Source organism: Bradyrhizobium sp. LjRoot220 (assembly GCF_964252915.1).
In the GTDB taxonomy this organism is placed as follows: Bacteria; Pseudomonadota; Alphaproteobacteria; order Rhizobiales; family Xanthobacteraceae; genus Bradyrhizobium.
Genome location: NZ_CAXUPS020000007.1, coordinates 317157 through 332648 on the forward strand (window position 1 = coordinate 317157; position 15492 = coordinate 332648).

General features: G+C 63.0%; 13 protein-coding genes. 9 read left to right on the forward strand and 4 right to left on the reverse strand.

Annotated features, from left to right (window positions below):
- Window positions 1-6: 6 nt before the first annotated feature.
- The 3 genes from ACSQ84_RS27205 to ACSQ84_RS27215 are packed head-to-tail and all read left to right on the forward strand — an operon-like array spanning window position 7 to window position 3385.
- Complete coding sequence (locus tag ACSQ84_RS27205) at window positions 7-1146, forward strand: FAS1-like dehydratase domain-containing protein (protein ID WP_436214793.1); 1140 nt, start codon at window positions 7-9, stop codon at window positions 1144-1146.
- A gap of 25 nt (window positions 1147-1171) precedes the next feature.
- Window positions 1172-2389, forward strand: a complete 1218-nt coding sequence (locus ACSQ84_RS27210; RefSeq protein WP_436214879.1) for a CaiB/BaiF CoA transferase family protein — start codon at window positions 1172-1174, stop codon at window positions 2387-2389.
- A gap of 33 nt (window positions 2390-2422) precedes the next feature.
- The gene (locus ACSQ84_RS27215; RefSeq protein ID WP_436214794.1) at window positions 2423-3385 is read left to right on the forward strand and encodes a Bug family tripartite tricarboxylate transporter substrate binding protein; all 963 of its coding nucleotides are present in this window, start codon (window positions 2423-2425) and stop codon (window positions 3383-3385) included.
- 25 nt (window positions 3386-3410) lie between these two features.
- Here ACSQ84_RS27215 and ACSQ84_RS27220 read toward each other — a convergent pair whose 3' ends face one another.
- The 3 genes from ACSQ84_RS27220 to ACSQ84_RS27230 form a co-directional block, all read right to left on the reverse strand.
- On the reverse strand, window positions 3411-3995 hold the full coding sequence (locus tag ACSQ84_RS27220; RefSeq protein ID WP_436214795.1) for an amino acid synthesis family protein: 585 nt from the start codon (window positions 3993-3995) through the stop codon (window positions 3411-3413).
- A gap of 8 nt (window positions 3996-4003) precedes the next feature.
- Window positions 4004-4861, reverse strand: a complete 858-nt coding sequence (locus tag ACSQ84_RS27225) for a fumarylacetoacetate hydrolase family protein (RefSeq protein ID WP_436214796.1) — start codon at window positions 4859-4861, stop codon at window positions 4004-4006.
- A gap of 125 nt (window positions 4862-4986) precedes the next feature.
- Window positions 4987-5688, reverse strand: a complete 702-nt coding sequence (locus tag ACSQ84_RS27230) for a GntR family transcriptional regulator (RefSeq protein WP_436214797.1) — start codon at window positions 5686-5688, stop codon at window positions 4987-4989.
- A gap of 114 nt (window positions 5689-5802) precedes the next feature.
- On the opposite strand from ACSQ84_RS27230, the gene ACSQ84_RS27235 reads away from it, so the two are divergent.
- From ACSQ84_RS27235 to ACSQ84_RS27260, 6 genes are all read left to right on the forward strand, one after another.
- Complete coding sequence (locus ACSQ84_RS27235) at window positions 5803-6798, forward strand: zinc-dependent alcohol dehydrogenase family protein (RefSeq protein ID WP_436214798.1); 996 nt, start codon at window positions 5803-5805, stop codon at window positions 6796-6798.
- Between the two features lie 14 nt (window positions 6799-6812).
- The gene (locus ACSQ84_RS27240; protein WP_436214799.1) at window positions 6813-7721 is read left to right on the forward strand and encodes a VOC family protein; all 909 of its coding nucleotides are present in this window, start codon (window positions 6813-6815) and stop codon (window positions 7719-7721) included.
- A gap of 56 nt (window positions 7722-7777) precedes the next feature.
- Window positions 7778-8785, forward strand: coding sequence for a tripartite tricarboxylate transporter substrate binding protein (locus ACSQ84_RS27245; RefSeq protein ID WP_436214800.1), 1008 nt, complete (start codon window positions 7778-7780; stop codon window positions 8783-8785).
- A 126-nt stretch (window positions 8786-8911) separates the two neighbouring features.
- The gene (gene pgm / locus ACSQ84_RS27250; RefSeq protein ID WP_436214801.1) at window positions 8912-10552 is read left to right on the forward strand and encodes a phosphoglucomutase (alpha-D-glucose-1,6-bisphosphate-dependent); all 1641 of its coding nucleotides are present in this window, start codon (window positions 8912-8914) and stop codon (window positions 10550-10552) included.
- Window positions 10553-10884: 332 nt separating this feature from the next.
- Window positions 10885-12498: a gamma-glutamyltransferase family protein gene (locus ACSQ84_RS27255; protein WP_436214802.1), complete on the forward strand. Its 1614-nt coding sequence runs from the start codon at window positions 10885-10887 to the stop codon at window positions 12496-12498.
- A 39-nt stretch (window positions 12499-12537) separates the two neighbouring features.
- A complete protein-coding gene (locus ACSQ84_RS27260; protein ID WP_436214803.1) occupies window positions 12538-13413 on the forward strand; it encodes a dihydrodipicolinate synthase family protein in 876 nt (291 codons plus the stop codon).
- A 44-nt stretch (window positions 13414-13457) separates the two neighbouring features.
- On the opposite strand, the gene ftsH is transcribed toward ACSQ84_RS27260, so the two are convergent.
- Window positions 13458-15299 carry an ATP-dependent zinc metalloprotease FtsH gene (gene ftsH, locus ACSQ84_RS27265; RefSeq protein ID WP_436214804.1) on the reverse strand — a complete coding sequence of 614 codons (1842 nt, stop codon included), beginning with the start codon at window positions 15297-15299 and terminating at the stop codon, window positions 13458-13460.
- Window positions 15300-15492: the final 193 nt, after the last annotated feature.

Here is a 15492-nt window from a genome sequence, read left to right on the forward strand (position 1 = left end):
ACGTCAATGCTTGATACCGTCGAAACCAGATTTCCGAAAATCACCGAGGAAGGCCTCGACGATCTGCGCAAGCGCATCGGCGTCTCCATCGGCGTGACCGCTGAGCCGTGGTGCTATGAGGCCACGCGCGACAACATCCGCCACTACGCGCACGGCATCGGCGACGACAATCCGCTGTGGTGCGATCCCGATTACGCCGCCAAGACCAACCATGGCGGCATCATCGCACTGCCGAGTTTCCTGTTCTCGACCAGCCGCATCGTCTCCGGCTATGTCGGCGGATTGCCCGGCGTCCATGCCATGTGGTCGGGGGCCGACTGGACCTGGCACAAGGCGGTCAGGCGCAACGATGTGATCTCGACCGAGGCCAAGCTGAAGGATCTCGTCGAGCATCAGACCCGCTTCGCCGGCCGCGCGATCCAGCAGACCTATCACGTCGATTTTTTCAACCAGCAGGGCGACCTCGTCGCCGGAGCGGATAGCTGGTGCTTCCGGACCGAGCGCGACCACGCGCGCGATCAGGGCACCAAGTACAGTGAGGTCAAGGCCCGCGCGCCGCGCCGTTACAGCGAGCAGGAACTGGCCGAGGCTTACAAGCTCTATGCTGACGAAAGGATTCAGGGCGCCCGCAAGCGCTACTGGCAGGACGTCACCGAGGGTGAGGCTCTGCCTGTCATGTTCAAGGGGCCGATGACGGTCACCGGCTTCATCGCCTATGCGCAAGGCTGGGGCGGCCTCTACATCCGCGCCAACAAGCTCGCCTGGAAGCTGCAGGACGCCCATCGCGGTCTCGGCATTCCCAACCGCTTCAATATTCCGGACTGTCCCGAGCGCGTGCATTGGGAAGAGGAGTTCGCGCTCGAGGTCGGCGCACCCGGCGCCTACGATTACGGTCCGGAACGCTGCTCGTGGCTGACCCATCACCTCACCAACTGGATGGGCGACGATGGCTTCCTGCGCCGTGCGACCTGCAAGATCCGCCGGCACAATCCCGAGGGCGACATGCTGTTCATCAGGGGCAAGGTGAAGCGCAAGTTCGTCGAGGGCGGACGTCACCTCGTCGAGATCGAGCAGGAAGCCCACAACCAGGACAATGAAGTATCGATCTTAGGGACCGGCATCGTGGAATTGCCAAGCCGCGGCTGAGACAGCAACGATCGGTCAAGTGACCATGCCTGCAAACGAGCTCACGCGCGGAGCGATGACCGACCTCAAGGTCGTCGATCTCTCGCGCGTGCTCGCCGGGCCGCTGTGCACGCAGATGCTGGCCGATCATGGCGCCGACGTCGTCAAGATCGAGCCGCCGGCGGGCGACGAGACCCGTGGTCTCGGACCGCCCTTTGATGCGGCGGGGCAGGCGGCCTATTTCGGCGCCGTCAACCGCGGCAAGCGCGGTATGGCGCTCGACCTCTCGCGCACCGAGGGGCGCGCCGTGCTCGAAGTCCTGTTGAAGGACGCGGACGTGCTGGTGGAGAATTTTCTGCCGGGCACCATGGAGCGCTGGGGTCTCGGCTACGAGGCTGAGCTGGCGGCGCGCTTTCCGCGGCTGATCTACTGCGCGATCTCCGGCTTCGGCGCCGACGGGCCGTTCGGCGGATTGCCCGGTTACGACGCGGTGCTGCAGGCGATGTGCGGTTTGATGAGCATCAACGGCACGCAGGATTCCGGCGCCACCCGCGTCGGCGTTCCCATTGTCGACTATCTCACGGGATACAACGCCCTCACGGGCGTGTTGCTGGCGCTGGCGGCGCGCGAACGGACCGGGGTAGGGCAGCGCGTCGAGGTGACGCTATTCGACACCGCGCTCGGCCTCCTGGTGCCGCACGCGGCCAACTGGCTCTGCTCGGACGTCGTGCCCGGCCGGCTCGGCAGCGCCCATCCCAACATCGCGCCCTACGATAAATTCGCCGCCGCAGACGGCGAGATATTCCTGGGCATCCTCAACGACGGCCAGTTCCGCCGTTTCTGCCAGAAGGTCGAACGCAGCGATCTGCTTGACGATCCGCGCTTCCGCACCAATGCCGACCGGCTCAAGCACGTTGGATCCCTTCGCGCCGAACTCGAGCGCACGCTGGCCGGCTTCAAGTCTGACGATCTCTGCCGTGAGCTGATGCGATCAGGCGTGCCGGCGGGGCCGGTGAATAATGTGGCGCAGGCGTTCGCGCAGCCGCATGTGGCACACCGCGACATGCTACTCGAAAACGAAGGCCACCGCGCGCCCGGGATTCCGGTGAAGCTCGCGCAAACACCGGGCGCTGCGGGGCGGCGACCGCCGCGTTTCGGTGAACATGCAAACGAAATACTGACCGAAGCCGGCTTCGATCAGGCTGCCATCGACGGCTTGATCGAGACCGGCATCGTCTCAGCCAACGACAAGAAAAGTTCATAACAAAAAATAAAATCATCAGGAGAGGAAACCGTCATGCTGAGATCTGCAAAATGGGCCGCAGGATTGCTGGCTTTGCTATGGAGTTGCGCGGCGGTTGCGCAGACCTATCCGACCAGACCGGTGCGGATTATCGTGCCGTACCAGGCCGGCCAGGGCACCGACGTGGTGGCGAGATATTTCGCCGAGCAATTGTCGCGGACGATGGGCCAGCGGTTCTACGTCGAGAACAAGCCGGGCGCCGGCGGCAATATCGGCGCCGAGCAGGCCGCGCGTTCGGACGCTGACGGATACACGCTGCTGATGGGCACCAACGCCACCCAGAGCATGAACGAGTTCATGTATGCCTCGCCGGGATTCGATCCGGCCAGGGATTTTGCGCCGATCATCCTGGTGGGCAAGCTGCCCATGGTGCTGGCGGCCAATCCGTCGTTTGCTGGAAATTCGCTGGCCGACCTGATTGCGGCAGCCAAGGCGACGCCCGACAAGGTCGACATTGCGCTGCCGAGCACAACGGCCCGCATCGTCTTTGAGTTCCTCAAGGGACGGAGCGGGGCCTCGTTGTTCTCCGTGCCCTACAAGGGATCGGCAACGGCTACCACCGACGTTCTCGGCGGCCAGGTGCCGCTGATCATCGACACGGTGACGGCGCTGCGCGGCCATGTCGCCGGCGGCAAGCTGAAGGCGCTCGGGATTACCTCGCTGAAATCGACCGAGCTGATGCCGGGCGTAAAATCCATCGCCGAGCAGGGCGTAGCCGACTTCGAGGTCACCGCCTGGAACGCGTTCTACGCGCCGCGCGACACGCCGCAGCCGATCGTCGATCTCCTGAACAAGGAACTGGCCAAGGCGCTGGCCGAACCGGAAACGCGCAAGCGCATGCTGGAACTGGGCTTCGATACCGCCGGTGGCACGCCCGCGGAGCTGACCCAGTTCGAGAAGCAGGAGCGGGCCAAATGGGGTCCGCTGATCAAGGCAACGGGCCTGCAGGGCGGCTAAGCGATCGGGAGGCCGGCGCGTAACGTCAGCGTTGCCCGTCATGAACTGAAATCGCGTCGGCGGACAGGCCGCCGATGCGGGCGTGCGTCCGTCCGCCGGTGGCCATCACGAGACCGAACGCGATCTCGTCCCGGCGCGGCGCATCCCACAGCGTCATCTCGGCGGTGCCGAAATGGCTGCGCACATAGGCAGCGTGGATGTGGCCGAGCGGCACCATCAGGCGGGTGCCGGGGCCGCCGATGGTTTTCGCCGCGGGAACGATCGCCTTGGGCTGGCCGAGCACTTCGCGCATCCCCTGGCCGCCGGCTTCGTGCCACACCGCGCCATGTTCGAGTTCACCGTCCTCGCCGACAACGATGCCTTTGCCGTAGGCTTCGATGCCGGCGGCGCCACCGAGCTGTGCGATCAGCCCGGTTGCGAGTTCGCGGCCGAGTTCGCGCAAAGCTGCCTGAAACGGCATGAGGTCCGGCTCGTAACGGCCGGCGAAGGGATTGCGGATCACGGCGATCGCGGTGCCGACGAGCAGCGGCTGAGCGCGGCGGGGGCCGCGCTCGTGCCAGATCGTCTCGACGCTGAACGAAGTCTTGCGGACATCATAAGCTGCGGGCATCTGCGACACTATTGCTCGTCCACGACGGGATTGCGCAGCACGCCGATGCTTTCGATCTCGACCTCGACGGTGTCGCCGGGTTTGAGGAAGATCGGCGGCTTGCGCGTGAAGCCGACGCCGGCGGGCGTGCCTGTCGCGATGACGTCGCCGGGCACGAGGTCGAAAATGGTGGATGAATATTCGATCAGCCGCGGGATCGAGAAGATCAGCATCGAGGTATTGCTCGACTGCACCGTCTCGCCATTGACGCGGGTTTCGAGCTTCAGATTGGCCGGATCGGCGATCTCGTCAGGCGTCACCAGCCATGGACCGAACGGGCCGGTGCCGACGAAATTCTTGCCCGACGCGATCTGTTGCGCGTGCCGCTGCCAGTCGCGGACGCTGACATCGTTGTAGATCGAATAGCCCGCGACATGATTCCAGGCATCGGCCTGGCTGATGTGGCGGCCGCCCTTGCCGATCACGACCGCGAGTTCGCCCTCCCAGTCCAGATTATCGGAGACTTTCGGCCGGATCACCGGCGCGTTGTGCGCGACCTGTGAGCGCCAGACCCGCAGGAAGATCGGCGGAAACTCCGTGATCTCCCGCTTCATGCCAAACGCCACCGCCTCGTTGTGATGGTCGAGGTAGTTGCGCACGGCGCAGACGATCTTTTCCGGCCGCGGGATGACAGGCAGAAAATTGATCTCGCTCAATTTCAGGTCCGGCTTGTGGGCGGCGGCGATGTTTTCCCGGTCGGCGAATTTGGCGCTGCCGATGAAATCCGCCAGCGTCCCGCCCAGCACCTTGCCGAGGTCGACGACTTCGTCGCCGCGCACGGCGCCCCAAGTTTCCGTCTGCTGGCGCAGGAAAGATATCAGCTTCATCGGTGGCGATCCCTGACTCTGGAATTTCGATTTGCGTAAAAAATACTATTTTCGAAAACGATACAAGAGAAATCGAATTGTTGAGACCGAGCGCGCCATTGCGGGCACCCGTTCGGCCACGTCGGCTAACCGTTGCTGATCAATTCGGATGCGTATTTGAGGACGTTGTCGGTGGTGCTCTGGATATGCTTTGCGATCAGCTCGCAGGCGCGGTCGGCATCGCGGCCGACCGCCGCCTTCATCAGCGCGCGATGCTCGCCGGCCTTGTCGCGCGGCCGCGGCCGCAGCCGGGCCGAAATATTGCGATAACGCTCGGCGCGTTCGAACAGCGACTGCCGGATCCCGAGCAGGGTCGGCGAGCCGCACGCCCCGACCAGGGATTCGTGAAACTCCCGATGCGCCACCTTCCAGTCGGGATTGTCGGCGTAATCTTCCACGGCGCGGCCTTCGATGATGCCAAGCCGGTGAATCGACGAAATAACCGCGATTTCCCAGTCATCATCGCCATTTTCGATCGAACGGCGGATCAAATCAACGTCGATCAGGATCCGCGCGCGGGTGAGATCGACCAGATCCGCAAGCGTGATCGGCGCCACCTTGAAGCCGCGCTGCTCCTCGGCCACCACCAGCCCCTCGGCGGCAAGACACGTCAGCGCTTCGCGCAACGTGGTGAAGCTCGCGCCATAGGCCAGCCGCAGCGTATCGAATTTGAGCACCTCGCCGGGCTTGAGCCGGCAGGTGACGATCTCATTGCGCAGCCGATGCGCGATATCGGACGCCAGCGTTTTTCCGAATTCTTTGCGGCGCTTGAAGGCTGTGACGTTCATGTTGGAATCGCGCTCCGATCGCACGGAGTCTACCGGCGCGAGAATGTTGTTGCAATAATTTTCGTAAGCGGTAGTATTTTCGAAAATATGGGTTTGGGGATGGGTGGAGCGCGCATGAAGGCTGTCTTGGTACACCGCCCGGGAGGGCCGGACGCCCTACAATATCAGGATGTTCCGGAGCCAAAGCTCGGTGAAAACGACGTCCTGATCCGGGCTGAAACCTTCGGGGTCGGGCAGCCGGACAAGCTGATCCGCAGCGGCGTCTACAAATGGATGCCGCCGCTGCCGGCCAATCCCGGCAATGATGTGGCGGGCCGGGTCGAGGCCGTCGGCAGTGGCGTGCGCGACATCAAGGTCGGACAAAAGGTGCTGCTGAGCGCCCGCGACCTTGCGCAGCGCGGCGGTTGCTACGCCGAGATGGTCGCTGCCCCCGCGGATGCCATCCATCTGCTGCCCGAACAGGTCGACCTCGAAGCCGCCGTATGCCTTGCCAATTATCAGGTGGCGTGGGCGCTGCTGAATGAATGCGGATCGTCGCGTCCGCCGAAATCGGTTCTGGTGATCGGTGCGGCCGGCGGCGTCGGGTCATCGCTGGTGCAGCTTGCAAAGCTTGCCGGCATGACCGTGATCGGGACCGTCAGCTCGGAAGAGAAGGCGGTCTTCGCTCGCGCCATGGGTGCCGACGGCATCATCTATTATCGCGGCGAAGATGTCGTCGCGCGCGTCCGCGAACTGACCGGCGGGCGCGGCGTCGATCTCGTGCTCGACCATGTCGGCGGTCCTGACTTCTTCACCTATCTGCGCGCGCTGGATAAATGGGGAACGGTGGTTTCCTACAACGCGTTCGACGGGCTGCCGACACAGAACATGATGGAGGAGATGCGCAAGCATCTCGACGTCTGCCCCGCCATCCGATGCTTTTCGTTTCACATCTACGACCACGACCGCGAAGGGCGCCGCGCCATCATGAAGCGCATGATCGGCCATCTGGCTGATGGAACCATCAAGCCGGCGATTTTCCGTCGCTTCAAGCTGTCCGAGGTGCGCGGGGCGCACGAACTGCTGGATTCGGGCCAGGCGCTCGGCAAGATCATCATGACGCGCGACTGACGGGGATGAGTGCGATGATAAGTGTCAAGCGAATCAGGCACGCGACGTTCGCGACCGCGGATATCGCGCAGCAGGTCGAATATTATCAAGGGATCATCGGGCTCGGCCTCGTCGAAAGGCAGGCCGGCCGCGTCCTGTTCGCCTCGGAGTCCGGCGAACTCACGCTGGTTCTGGAGCAGGGTACGGCTACATCCTGCAAGGCCATGGCCTTCGAGATCGGCCCTAATGTCGAGCTGGCGGACGTCGGCAAGCAGCTCAAGGACCTCGGCATCAAATCCGACATCCGCTCCGATCACCTGCCGGGAATTTCGAAAACCCTGGTTATCAGCGATGTCGACGGCCGCCAGATCGAGCTGTTCTCGCAGTGGCAATTCACTCCGCCGAGCGAACAGGTGCGGGGGATCGTCGTCAATCGACTGGGTCACATGGCGCTGTACGCGCCCGATCCGGACCGGACCGCAACATTCTATTCCGACGTTTTGGGTTTCCGCGATTCGGACCGGATCGAGGAAAACTTCGTCTTCATGCGCTGCGGGTTCGAGCACCACGCCGTCAATTTCGCGCGCGGCACTGACGCGCGTCTGCATCACATGGCGTTCGAACTGCGCGATGCGTCGCACATGCAGCAGGCCTGCGACCTGCTCGGGCGCCGAAAGATCCCGCTGCTGTGGGGGCCGGTGCGGCACGGCCCCGGCCACAACATCGCGACCTATCATCGCAATCCCGACGGTTATCTGATCGAGCTGTACTACGACATGGACCGCATGGCGGACGAGGAGCTCGGTTATTTCGAGCCGCGTCCCTGGCATGGCGACCGGCCGCAGCGCCCGAAGACCTGGAGGGGGTTGCCGCGCGACATCTGGGGCGTCGGTCCCTCGCCTGACGCGGCGGAGTTTTCGCCGAAGATGCGCGGCGGGAAGTAAGCGGGCTGAATTTCCGGAATAGCAAAAAACAACAATCGATATTGGGAGAGACGATAATGGCGGGATTCTCGCGCAGTTCAGTTCGTCGCCATCCGTTCGGGCGGCTGTTCGCGGTGGTGTTCATCGCCGCGATCGCAGGTTCGATCGGCGCGGCCAGCGCCCAGGACTATCCGACCCGGCCGATCCGGCTGCTCCACGGCTTTGCCGCCGGAGGCGCCGCCGATACGCTGTCGCGCATCCTGGCGAACGGGCTCTCGAAGCGGCTGGGGCAGCCGATCGTGATCGAGGCCAAGCCGGGTTCGGGCGGCAATCTCGCCGCGGCCGCGATCGCCAAGGCGGAGCCCGACGGTTACACCATCGGGCTCGTCACCGGCGCCCACGCCATATCGGGCGCGCTCTACAAAACGCTGCCGTATGATTCCGTCGACAGTTTTGAGATGATTTCGACCGCCGTCTATTACGCGCTGGTGATCGCGGTTCGCGCCGATTACGAGGCAAAGTCGCTTGGCGAATTGATCGCGCTTGCCAAGGCCAAGCCGGGCGATCTCAGTTTTGCATCCGTTGGATTTGGCAGCACCCACCATTTGGCCGGTGCGCTGCTGGAAACAACGGCCGGGATCACGATGGTGCACGTTCCCTATCGCGGCGATTCGCTTACCGTCACCGCGCTGCTCGGTGGAGAAATTCCCGTGATCGTGGGAACGCCGGTGCTGCTGGCGCCGCAAATCGCGAGCGGCGCCGTTCGCGGGCTTGCCGTGACGTCGCCGGCGCGCACGCCGCTGCTACCCAACGTTCCTTCGGTCGATGAAGCGGGCGTCAAGGGATTTGACGTGCGGACCTGGGCGGGGCTACTGGCGCCGAAAGGCACATCGCCCGCGATTATCAAGCGGCTCAACACCGCCGTCCAGGAAACCCTCGCCGATCCCGAAACCAAGGCGGCGCTGGAGACCGCGATCGGCGGCGAGGTGCAGGGCAGTACGCCCGAACAAATGCGCGCGCTGATTCAGTCGCAAATCGCAAAGTGGGCCGGCGTGATCCAGACAGCTAACATTCCCCGCCTGTGACGATCAAGGCATCGTCAAGGCGGTTCCTGCGCGCATTTCCGGCATCGTGACTGCGCGAAAGCGCCTTTGTCACTGCTGTCATTTCGCGTATGTTTCTCAGGACACCACTCCGTCTTGCGAGGCCATGTGACTGCATCCAATCCTGCCGCGGGTAAACCGGTCGATTCCGCCGATCTCGTCAATGTTCCGCGCCTGGTGACGGCTTATTTCGCCGGAAAGCCTGATCCCGCCGATCCCGCGCAGCGCGTGGCCTTCGGCACCTCGGGTCATCGCGGCACGTCGCTGAAAAACTCCTTCAACGAAAACCATATTCTGGCGACGACGCAGGCGATCTGCGACTACCGCCGCGAAGCCGGGCTGACCGGCCCGCTGTTCATCGGCATCGACACCCACGCGCTGGCGGAACCTGCGCTGGTGAGCGCGGTGGAAGTGTTTGCCGCCAACGGCGTCGAGATCATGATCGACGATCGCGCCGGCTACACGCCGACGCCGGTGATCTCGCACGCCATCCTGAGCTACAATAAGGGCAAGACCAGCGGCCTCGCCGATGGCGTCGTCATCACGCCGTCGCATAATCCGCCCGAGGATGGCGGCTACAAATACAATCCGCCGCATGGCGGCCCAGCCGATACTGACGTCACCGCCAGGGTCGAAAAAGCCGCCAACGCCTTTATGGCGGCGGACATGAAGGGCGTGGCGCGGATGCCGTACGAGCGCGCCCGCAAGGCGCCGACGACACATCTGCACGACTATATCCGCCCCTATGTCGCCGATCTCGGCAATACTGTTGATATGGCGCTGATCAAATCTTCCGGCGTCATGATCGGCATCGATCCGCTCGGCGGCGCCGCCGTGCACTATTGGCGGCCGATCATCGAGCACTACGGCATCAACGCCGCGATCGTGAACGACGTCGTCGATCCCACCTTCCGTTTCATGACCGCCGATTGGGACGGCAAGATCCGGATGGACTGCTCCTCGCCTTACGCAATGGCAAGCCTGATCCAGATGCGCGACAAATTCGACGTCGCCTTTGCCAACGATACCGATGCCGACCGCCACGGCATCGTCACGCGCACCGGCGGCCTGATGAACCCGAACCACTACCTCGCGGCCGCGATCGCCTATCTGTTCGAGCACCGGCCGCAATGGGGCAAGGGCGCCGCGATCGGCAAGACCATCGTCTCCAGTTCGATCATCGATCGCGTTGCCAAAAAGCTGAACCGCAAGCTGGTCGAAACTCCCGTCGGCTTCAAATGGTTCGTCGACGGGCTGGGCAGCGGCGCATTCGGCTTTGCCGGCGAGGAAAGCGCCGGCGCCTCGTTCCTCAAGCGGGACGGATCGGTGTGGACCACCGACAAGGACGGCGTCGTGATGGGACTGTTGGCGGCTGAAATCCTTGCCAAGACCGGCCGCAATCCCAGCCAGTTGTTTGCGGAATTGACCGCCGAACTCGGCACGCCCGTCTACGAGCGGATCGATGTGCCGGCGACGCCGAAACAGAAGAACGCGCTCAAAGCGTTGGGGCCGGATCAACTCGGGATCAAGGAACTCGCCGGCGAGCCGGTGACGGCGGTCCGGACCAAGGCGCCCGGCAACGATCAGCCATTCGGTGGCATCAAGGTCGAGACCGATCAGGGCTGGTTCGCGGCGCGGCCGTCGGGCACCGAAGACGTCTACAAGATTTACGCCGAGAGTTTTCGCGATGGGGATCATCTGGGCAAGATTCAGGATGATGCCAGGGCGGCGATCGCGAAGGCGTTCTGACGATGTGCCGGCTTTGCCGCGACGCGAAATTGATTCATTCCGTCATGGCCGGGCTTTCGGAGTAACCGCGCGCGTCCCGAGCGTATCGCGCGCGGCGCAAGGCATGTCCGTTAAGGACCAAAAGATGCCGCCATTCACCTTCCATCAGCCTCCTCGCTGTTAGATCCACGCCTGAGGTAGGAAGTCGCGAACCGCCATCAATCGATACGGCTGCCTGAGGTTTGGTTTGTCTCGCAGAGGCCTATGCCGATCCATCTGTTGCCAAACGAATTCCTAGCTGCTTCGCTCCTTGCAGCGGCCGGATGTCAATTCACGGCGCCAGGGAGAAGAACGTGACGCACAAGGGCATGGTCGTAACTCCGCAACCGGAGGCCACAGAAGCGGGCAGGGATATCCTCGTTGCCGGCGGTAATGCTATCGATGCTGCCATCGCGGCAGCGCTGGTGCAGACGGTTGTAGACCCGATGATGTGCGGAATCGCCGGCTTCGGAAGTCTGGCCGCCTATTTCCCGTCGAAGAAGTTGCATACCTACTACGATTTCCATGCCCCTGCGCCGGCCGCCGTACGACCTGACATGTGGCAGGATCTGATCGAAAGCGAAGCGCGTGACGGATACGGCTTTATTCTCAAAGGGAACGTGAACGATATCGGTTATCAATCGATCTGCGTTCCTTCCTCGCTCAGAGCCTTTGCCGACGCGCATCGCGATCTCGGCAAACTGCCCTGGCCGGAGCTGTTCGGCCCGGCCATTGATTACGCCGAAAGCGGCTGGAATGTCCGGCCGCATGTCCATGGCTGGTGGTCGGAAGAAGGAACGATGGGACGCGTGGGTAACGCCAGTCGAATTTCATTCGTCCCATCGGCCAAGGCGCTTTACTGCAGACCGGATGGATCGCCGAAGCGTGTGGGAGACCGCGTCGTCAATCGAGACTATGGAAACGTACTGCGAATTATCGCGAAGAGCGGACCTGACGCATTCTTTCGCGGCGAGATCGCCGATGCCATCGACTCAGATATGAGAGCTCACGGCGGTCTGTTGCGCCGCTCTGATCTTGAAAAGCTGCAGACCGTAAGGAACAAGCCGCTCTCCGCCACCTATCGAAACTCACGGGTTACGACAAATCAGGCGCCCGGCGGTGGCATCATGCTGCTGGAGATGCTTCGCACGCTCGAGAATTTCGATTTGAAGTCCATCGGCCACAGCAGTGTCGAATACATTCGCGTCGTTGCCGAAGCCATGAAAGCCGCAACGCGCGACAAGGATCGGTTTATCGGCGATCCCTCCTTCGTTGACGTTCCGAGCGATCGCTTGATCTCAAAGGAGCACTGCGCCGAAATCGCTGAAGGCATCAAGCGTGGCGACAAGGTCAACGTGGTCAGGCTCAATGCGGGCCTCCCGAGCAAGGATACGACACAGGTTTCGATATGCGATGCCGAAGGCAACTGCATCTCGATGACCCATTCACTTGGTTTGCCGTCCGGCGTGATCACCAATGGACTGGGTTTCATGTACAATGGATGTATGGGCGTCTTTGATCCGCGGCCCGGGCGAGCCGGCTCGCTGGCGCCGGGAAAGGCGAGGTTCTCTTCCATCTGCCCGTCGATCGTCTTCAGGGATGACAAGCCCGCCCTGGTGATCGGAGCGCCTGGTGCGACCCAGATAGCCATGGGTGTGCTCCAGGTATCGTTGAACGTCCTCGACTTCGACATGTCGATGTTAGAGGCGGTCTCAACGCCCCGCTTTTCGGCTACCAGCGATATCATCGATCTCTCGAACCGGATCCCGCGCTCCGCCGAACGGGCCCTGAATGGGCTCGGATATCAGACGGTACGATCCGCCCTTAGCCACACATTTGGCTGGGTACACGGGATCAGGATTTCTCCTGAGGGAATGGAAGGTGGTGCTGATCCAGCGACCGACGGTATGGCGCTTACGGCTTCCTGAACTTGAAAACCATGCCCGTTTTTGAAAGGCGTTCTTCCAATGGCTGATCTGCACGGCGTCTTTCCGTACCTCGTTTCTCCCATTGATCCTTCCGGCGAAATCCGCACCGAGGTGCTCGGCCGCCTCTGCGACGACCTCATCACATCAGGCGTGCACGGCCTGACGCCGCTGGGCTCAACCGGCGAGTTCGCCTATCTCAATCAGGCACAGCGCACCGCCGTGGTGCAGACCACGATCGAGGCCGCCAAGGGCCGCGTGCCTGTGATCGCCGGTGTCGCCTCGACTTCGACGGCGGATGCGGTGGCGCAGGCGAAAGCGTACCAGAAGCTCGGTGCCGACGGCATCCTCGCGATCCTCGAAGCGTATTTTCCGATTTCGGACGCGCAGGTGGAATCCTATTTTCGCGCCATTGCCGATGCGGTCGAGATTCGCGTGGTGATCTACACCAACCCGCAGTTCCAGCGCTCCGATCTGACGCTCGACGTCATCGAACGGCTCGCCGCTCATCCGCGCATCGGCTACATCAAGGACGCCTCGACCAATACCGGCCGGCTGCTGTCGATCATGAACCGCTGCGGCGACAGCATCAAAGTATTCTCGGCCTCGGCGCAGATTCCGGCGGCGGTGATGCTGATCGGCGGGGTGGGCTGGATGGCGGGCCCGGCCTGCATCATTCCGCGCCAGAGCGTCGAGCTCTACAATCTCTGCCAGGCCAAGCGCTGGGACGAGGCGCTGACGCTGCAGCGCAAGCTGTGGCGCATCAACGAAGCCTTCGCCCGCTTCAACCTTGCCGCCTGCATCAAGGCCGGGCTGGAGATCCAGGGCTACGCGGTGGGCGATCCCGTCCCGCCGCAGGCGGCGCTGACGGCGGAGCAGCGCAAGGTGGTGGAAGCGGCGCTGCGCGAAGTCGGATGATTGGAGCCGTCCTGGTCACGGGAGCGTTAGCTCCACTGGCAGCGCTAGATCGCCCTTAACGTCTCCTTGGGTGTTTCGCGAACCAGCGCCTCGAGATCGCTTTGCTCCAGGGTTTCCTTCTCCAGCAGTTTGGCCGCTGCCTGATCCAGGATTTTGCGCCGGGCCTTCAAGATGCCCTGCGCGCGCTGAAACACGCGCTCGACAATCGCGCGGACCTCGTGGTCGATCGCCGCTGCGGTGTCGTCGCCATATTCACGTTCGCGCGTCGGGAACGGACGGTCGGCTCCGGCAAGGAAATTGCCGGGGTCGCGGTCATAGGCGATGCTGCCGAGCTTTTCGGACATGCCGTAACGCGTCACCATGCTGCGCGCGATGTCGGTGACCCGGCGGAGGTCGTCGGCCGCACCGGTCGAAAGGTGATCGAACACGATCAATTCCGCGGCGCGCCCGCCGAGCAGCACCGCCATCTTGTTCTCCAGCTCTTCCCTGGTCATCAGGAAGCGATCTTCGATCGGACGCTGAATGGTGTAGCCAAGCGCGCCGACGCCTCTTGGAATGATCGATACCTTGTGCACGGGGTCTACTCCGGGAAGCGAAAGCGCGATCAAGGCGTGGCCCATTTCGTGAAAGGCGACGATCTCGCGCTCCTTGGGATTAAGCAGCCGGTTGCGCTTTTCCAGCCCCGCCACCATCCGCTCCACCGCGTTGTTGAAATCGGTCATCGCCACCGCGTCCGCGCCCCGGCGCGTCGCCAGCAAAGCGGCTTCATTGACGAGGTTGGCAAGGTCGGCCCCCGTGAAACCCGGCGTCAGGGCGGCGACGGCCTCCGGATCGAAGCCGGGGGCGAGCTGCACCTTCTTCATATGCACGTTTAGAATCTCGACGCGTCCCTTCTTGTCGGGACGGTCGACCAGCACCTGACGGTCGAACCGTCCGGCCCGGAGCAGCGCCGGATCGAGGATCTCGGGGCGGTTGGTCGCCGCGAGAATGACGAGACCGGAGCGCGAGTCGAAACCGTCCATCTCGACCAGAAGCTGGTTGAGCGTCTGCTCCTTCTCGTCATGCCCGCCGGCGAACGGCCCGATGCCGCGCGCGCGGCCGAGCGCGTCGAGTTCATCGATGAAGATGATGGCGGGCGCTTTTTCCCGCGCCTGCTGGAACAAGTCGCGCACCCGTGCCGCGCCCACGCCGACGAACATCTCGACGAATTCCGAACCCGAGATTGAGAAGAACGGGACCTTGGCCTGGCCGGCGACGGCTTTGGCCAGCAGGGTCTTGCCGGTGCCGGGCGGGCCGACCAGCAGGACGCCTTTCGGCATGCGTCCGCCGAGCCGGCCATATTCGCCGGGGCTCTTGAGGAAATCGACGACCTCGCGCAACTCGTCCTTGGCTTCGTCGACACCGGCGACGTCGGCGAAGGTCACGCCGGTGTCGGCCTCGACATAGATCTTCGCCTTGCTCTTGCCGATTGCCATCAGGCCGCCGCCAAAACCCTGGCCCTCGGCCGCGCGCTTGCCGATGTACCACCACAATCCGACAAACAGCAGGACCGGCATGATCCACGACAGCAAATCCCGCAGCAGGGTGCTCTCGATCTGGCCGGTGAAACGCACGCCGTATTTCTCGAATTCGCCGGCGATCTCCGGATCGACCCGCGTCGTGATGAACTGCTTCTGCCCTCCGGGCAGCGGCTCCTTCAGGGTGCCCTGCAGCACACGGTCGGAAATCGCGACGGTGGCGACCTTGCTTTGGCGCAGCAATTGCTGGAATTCGCTGTAGGGAATGGCTGCGATCTGGTTGGCGGTGGAAATGGCGTACTGAATCAGGATGATGGCGAAGAGCGCCGCGATCGCATATCCGACGTTGAAGCGGGTCTTGTTGTTCATTGCTGAATTCCGGTTTCAAAGCCCGTCGCAGCCGAAACCGCCCGGCGGCTCCAACGCTGCGCGACACTGGAACAATCCGGTGGCGGGGATTTGGTTTCAAATGGTTCAGGGGTTTACGGGGCCGATGCGGGCAAGCGATGGTTGCATTAGCGACCCGTCATTCCCCGATGCGCAAATTGCGGCGTCATTGCGA

Bases quoted from the DNA above. Each gene is read 5' to 3' on its own strand.
- ACSQ84_RS27220 (WP_436214795.1), bottom strand. From the start codon at position 3,995: ATGCCCGCAGCTTATGATGTCCGCAAGACTTCGTTCAGCGTCGAGACG.
- ACSQ84_RS27210 (WP_436214879.1), top strand. From the start codon at position 1,172: ATGCCTGCAAACGAGCTCACGCGCGGAGCGATGACCGACCTCAAGGTC.
- ftsH (WP_436214804.1), bottom strand. From the start codon at position 15,299: ATGAACAACAAGACCCGCTTCAACGTCGGATATGCGATCGCGGCGCTC.
- ACSQ84_RS27225 (WP_436214796.1), bottom strand. From the start codon at position 4,861: ATGAAGCTGATATCTTTCCTGCGCCAGCAGACGGAAACTTGGGGCGCC.
- ACSQ84_RS27260 (WP_436214803.1), top strand. From the start codon at position 12,538: ATGGCTGATCTGCACGGCGTCTTTCCGTACCTCGTTTCTCCCATTGAT.
- ACSQ84_RS27230 (WP_436214797.1), bottom strand. From the start codon at position 5,688: ATGAACGTCACAGCCTTCAAGCGCCGCAAAGAATTCGGAAAAACGCTG.
- ACSQ84_RS27240 (WP_436214799.1), top strand. From the start codon at position 6,813: ATGATAAGTGTCAAGCGAATCAGGCACGCGACGTTCGCGACCGCGGAT.
- ACSQ84_RS27235 (WP_436214798.1), top strand. From the start codon at position 5,803: ATGAAGGCTGTCTTGGTACACCGCCCGGGAGGGCCGGACGCCCTACAA.
- ACSQ84_RS27245 (WP_436214800.1), top strand. From the start codon at position 7,778: ATGGCGGGATTCTCGCGCAGTTCAGTTCGTCGCCATCCGTTCGGGCGG.
- ACSQ84_RS27215 (WP_436214794.1), top strand. From the start codon at position 2,423: ATGCTGAGATCTGCAAAATGGGCCGCAGGATTGCTGGCTTTGCTATGG.
- ACSQ84_RS27205 (WP_436214793.1), top strand. From the start codon at position 7: ATGCTTGATACCGTCGAAACCAGATTTCCGAAAATCACCGAGGAAGGC.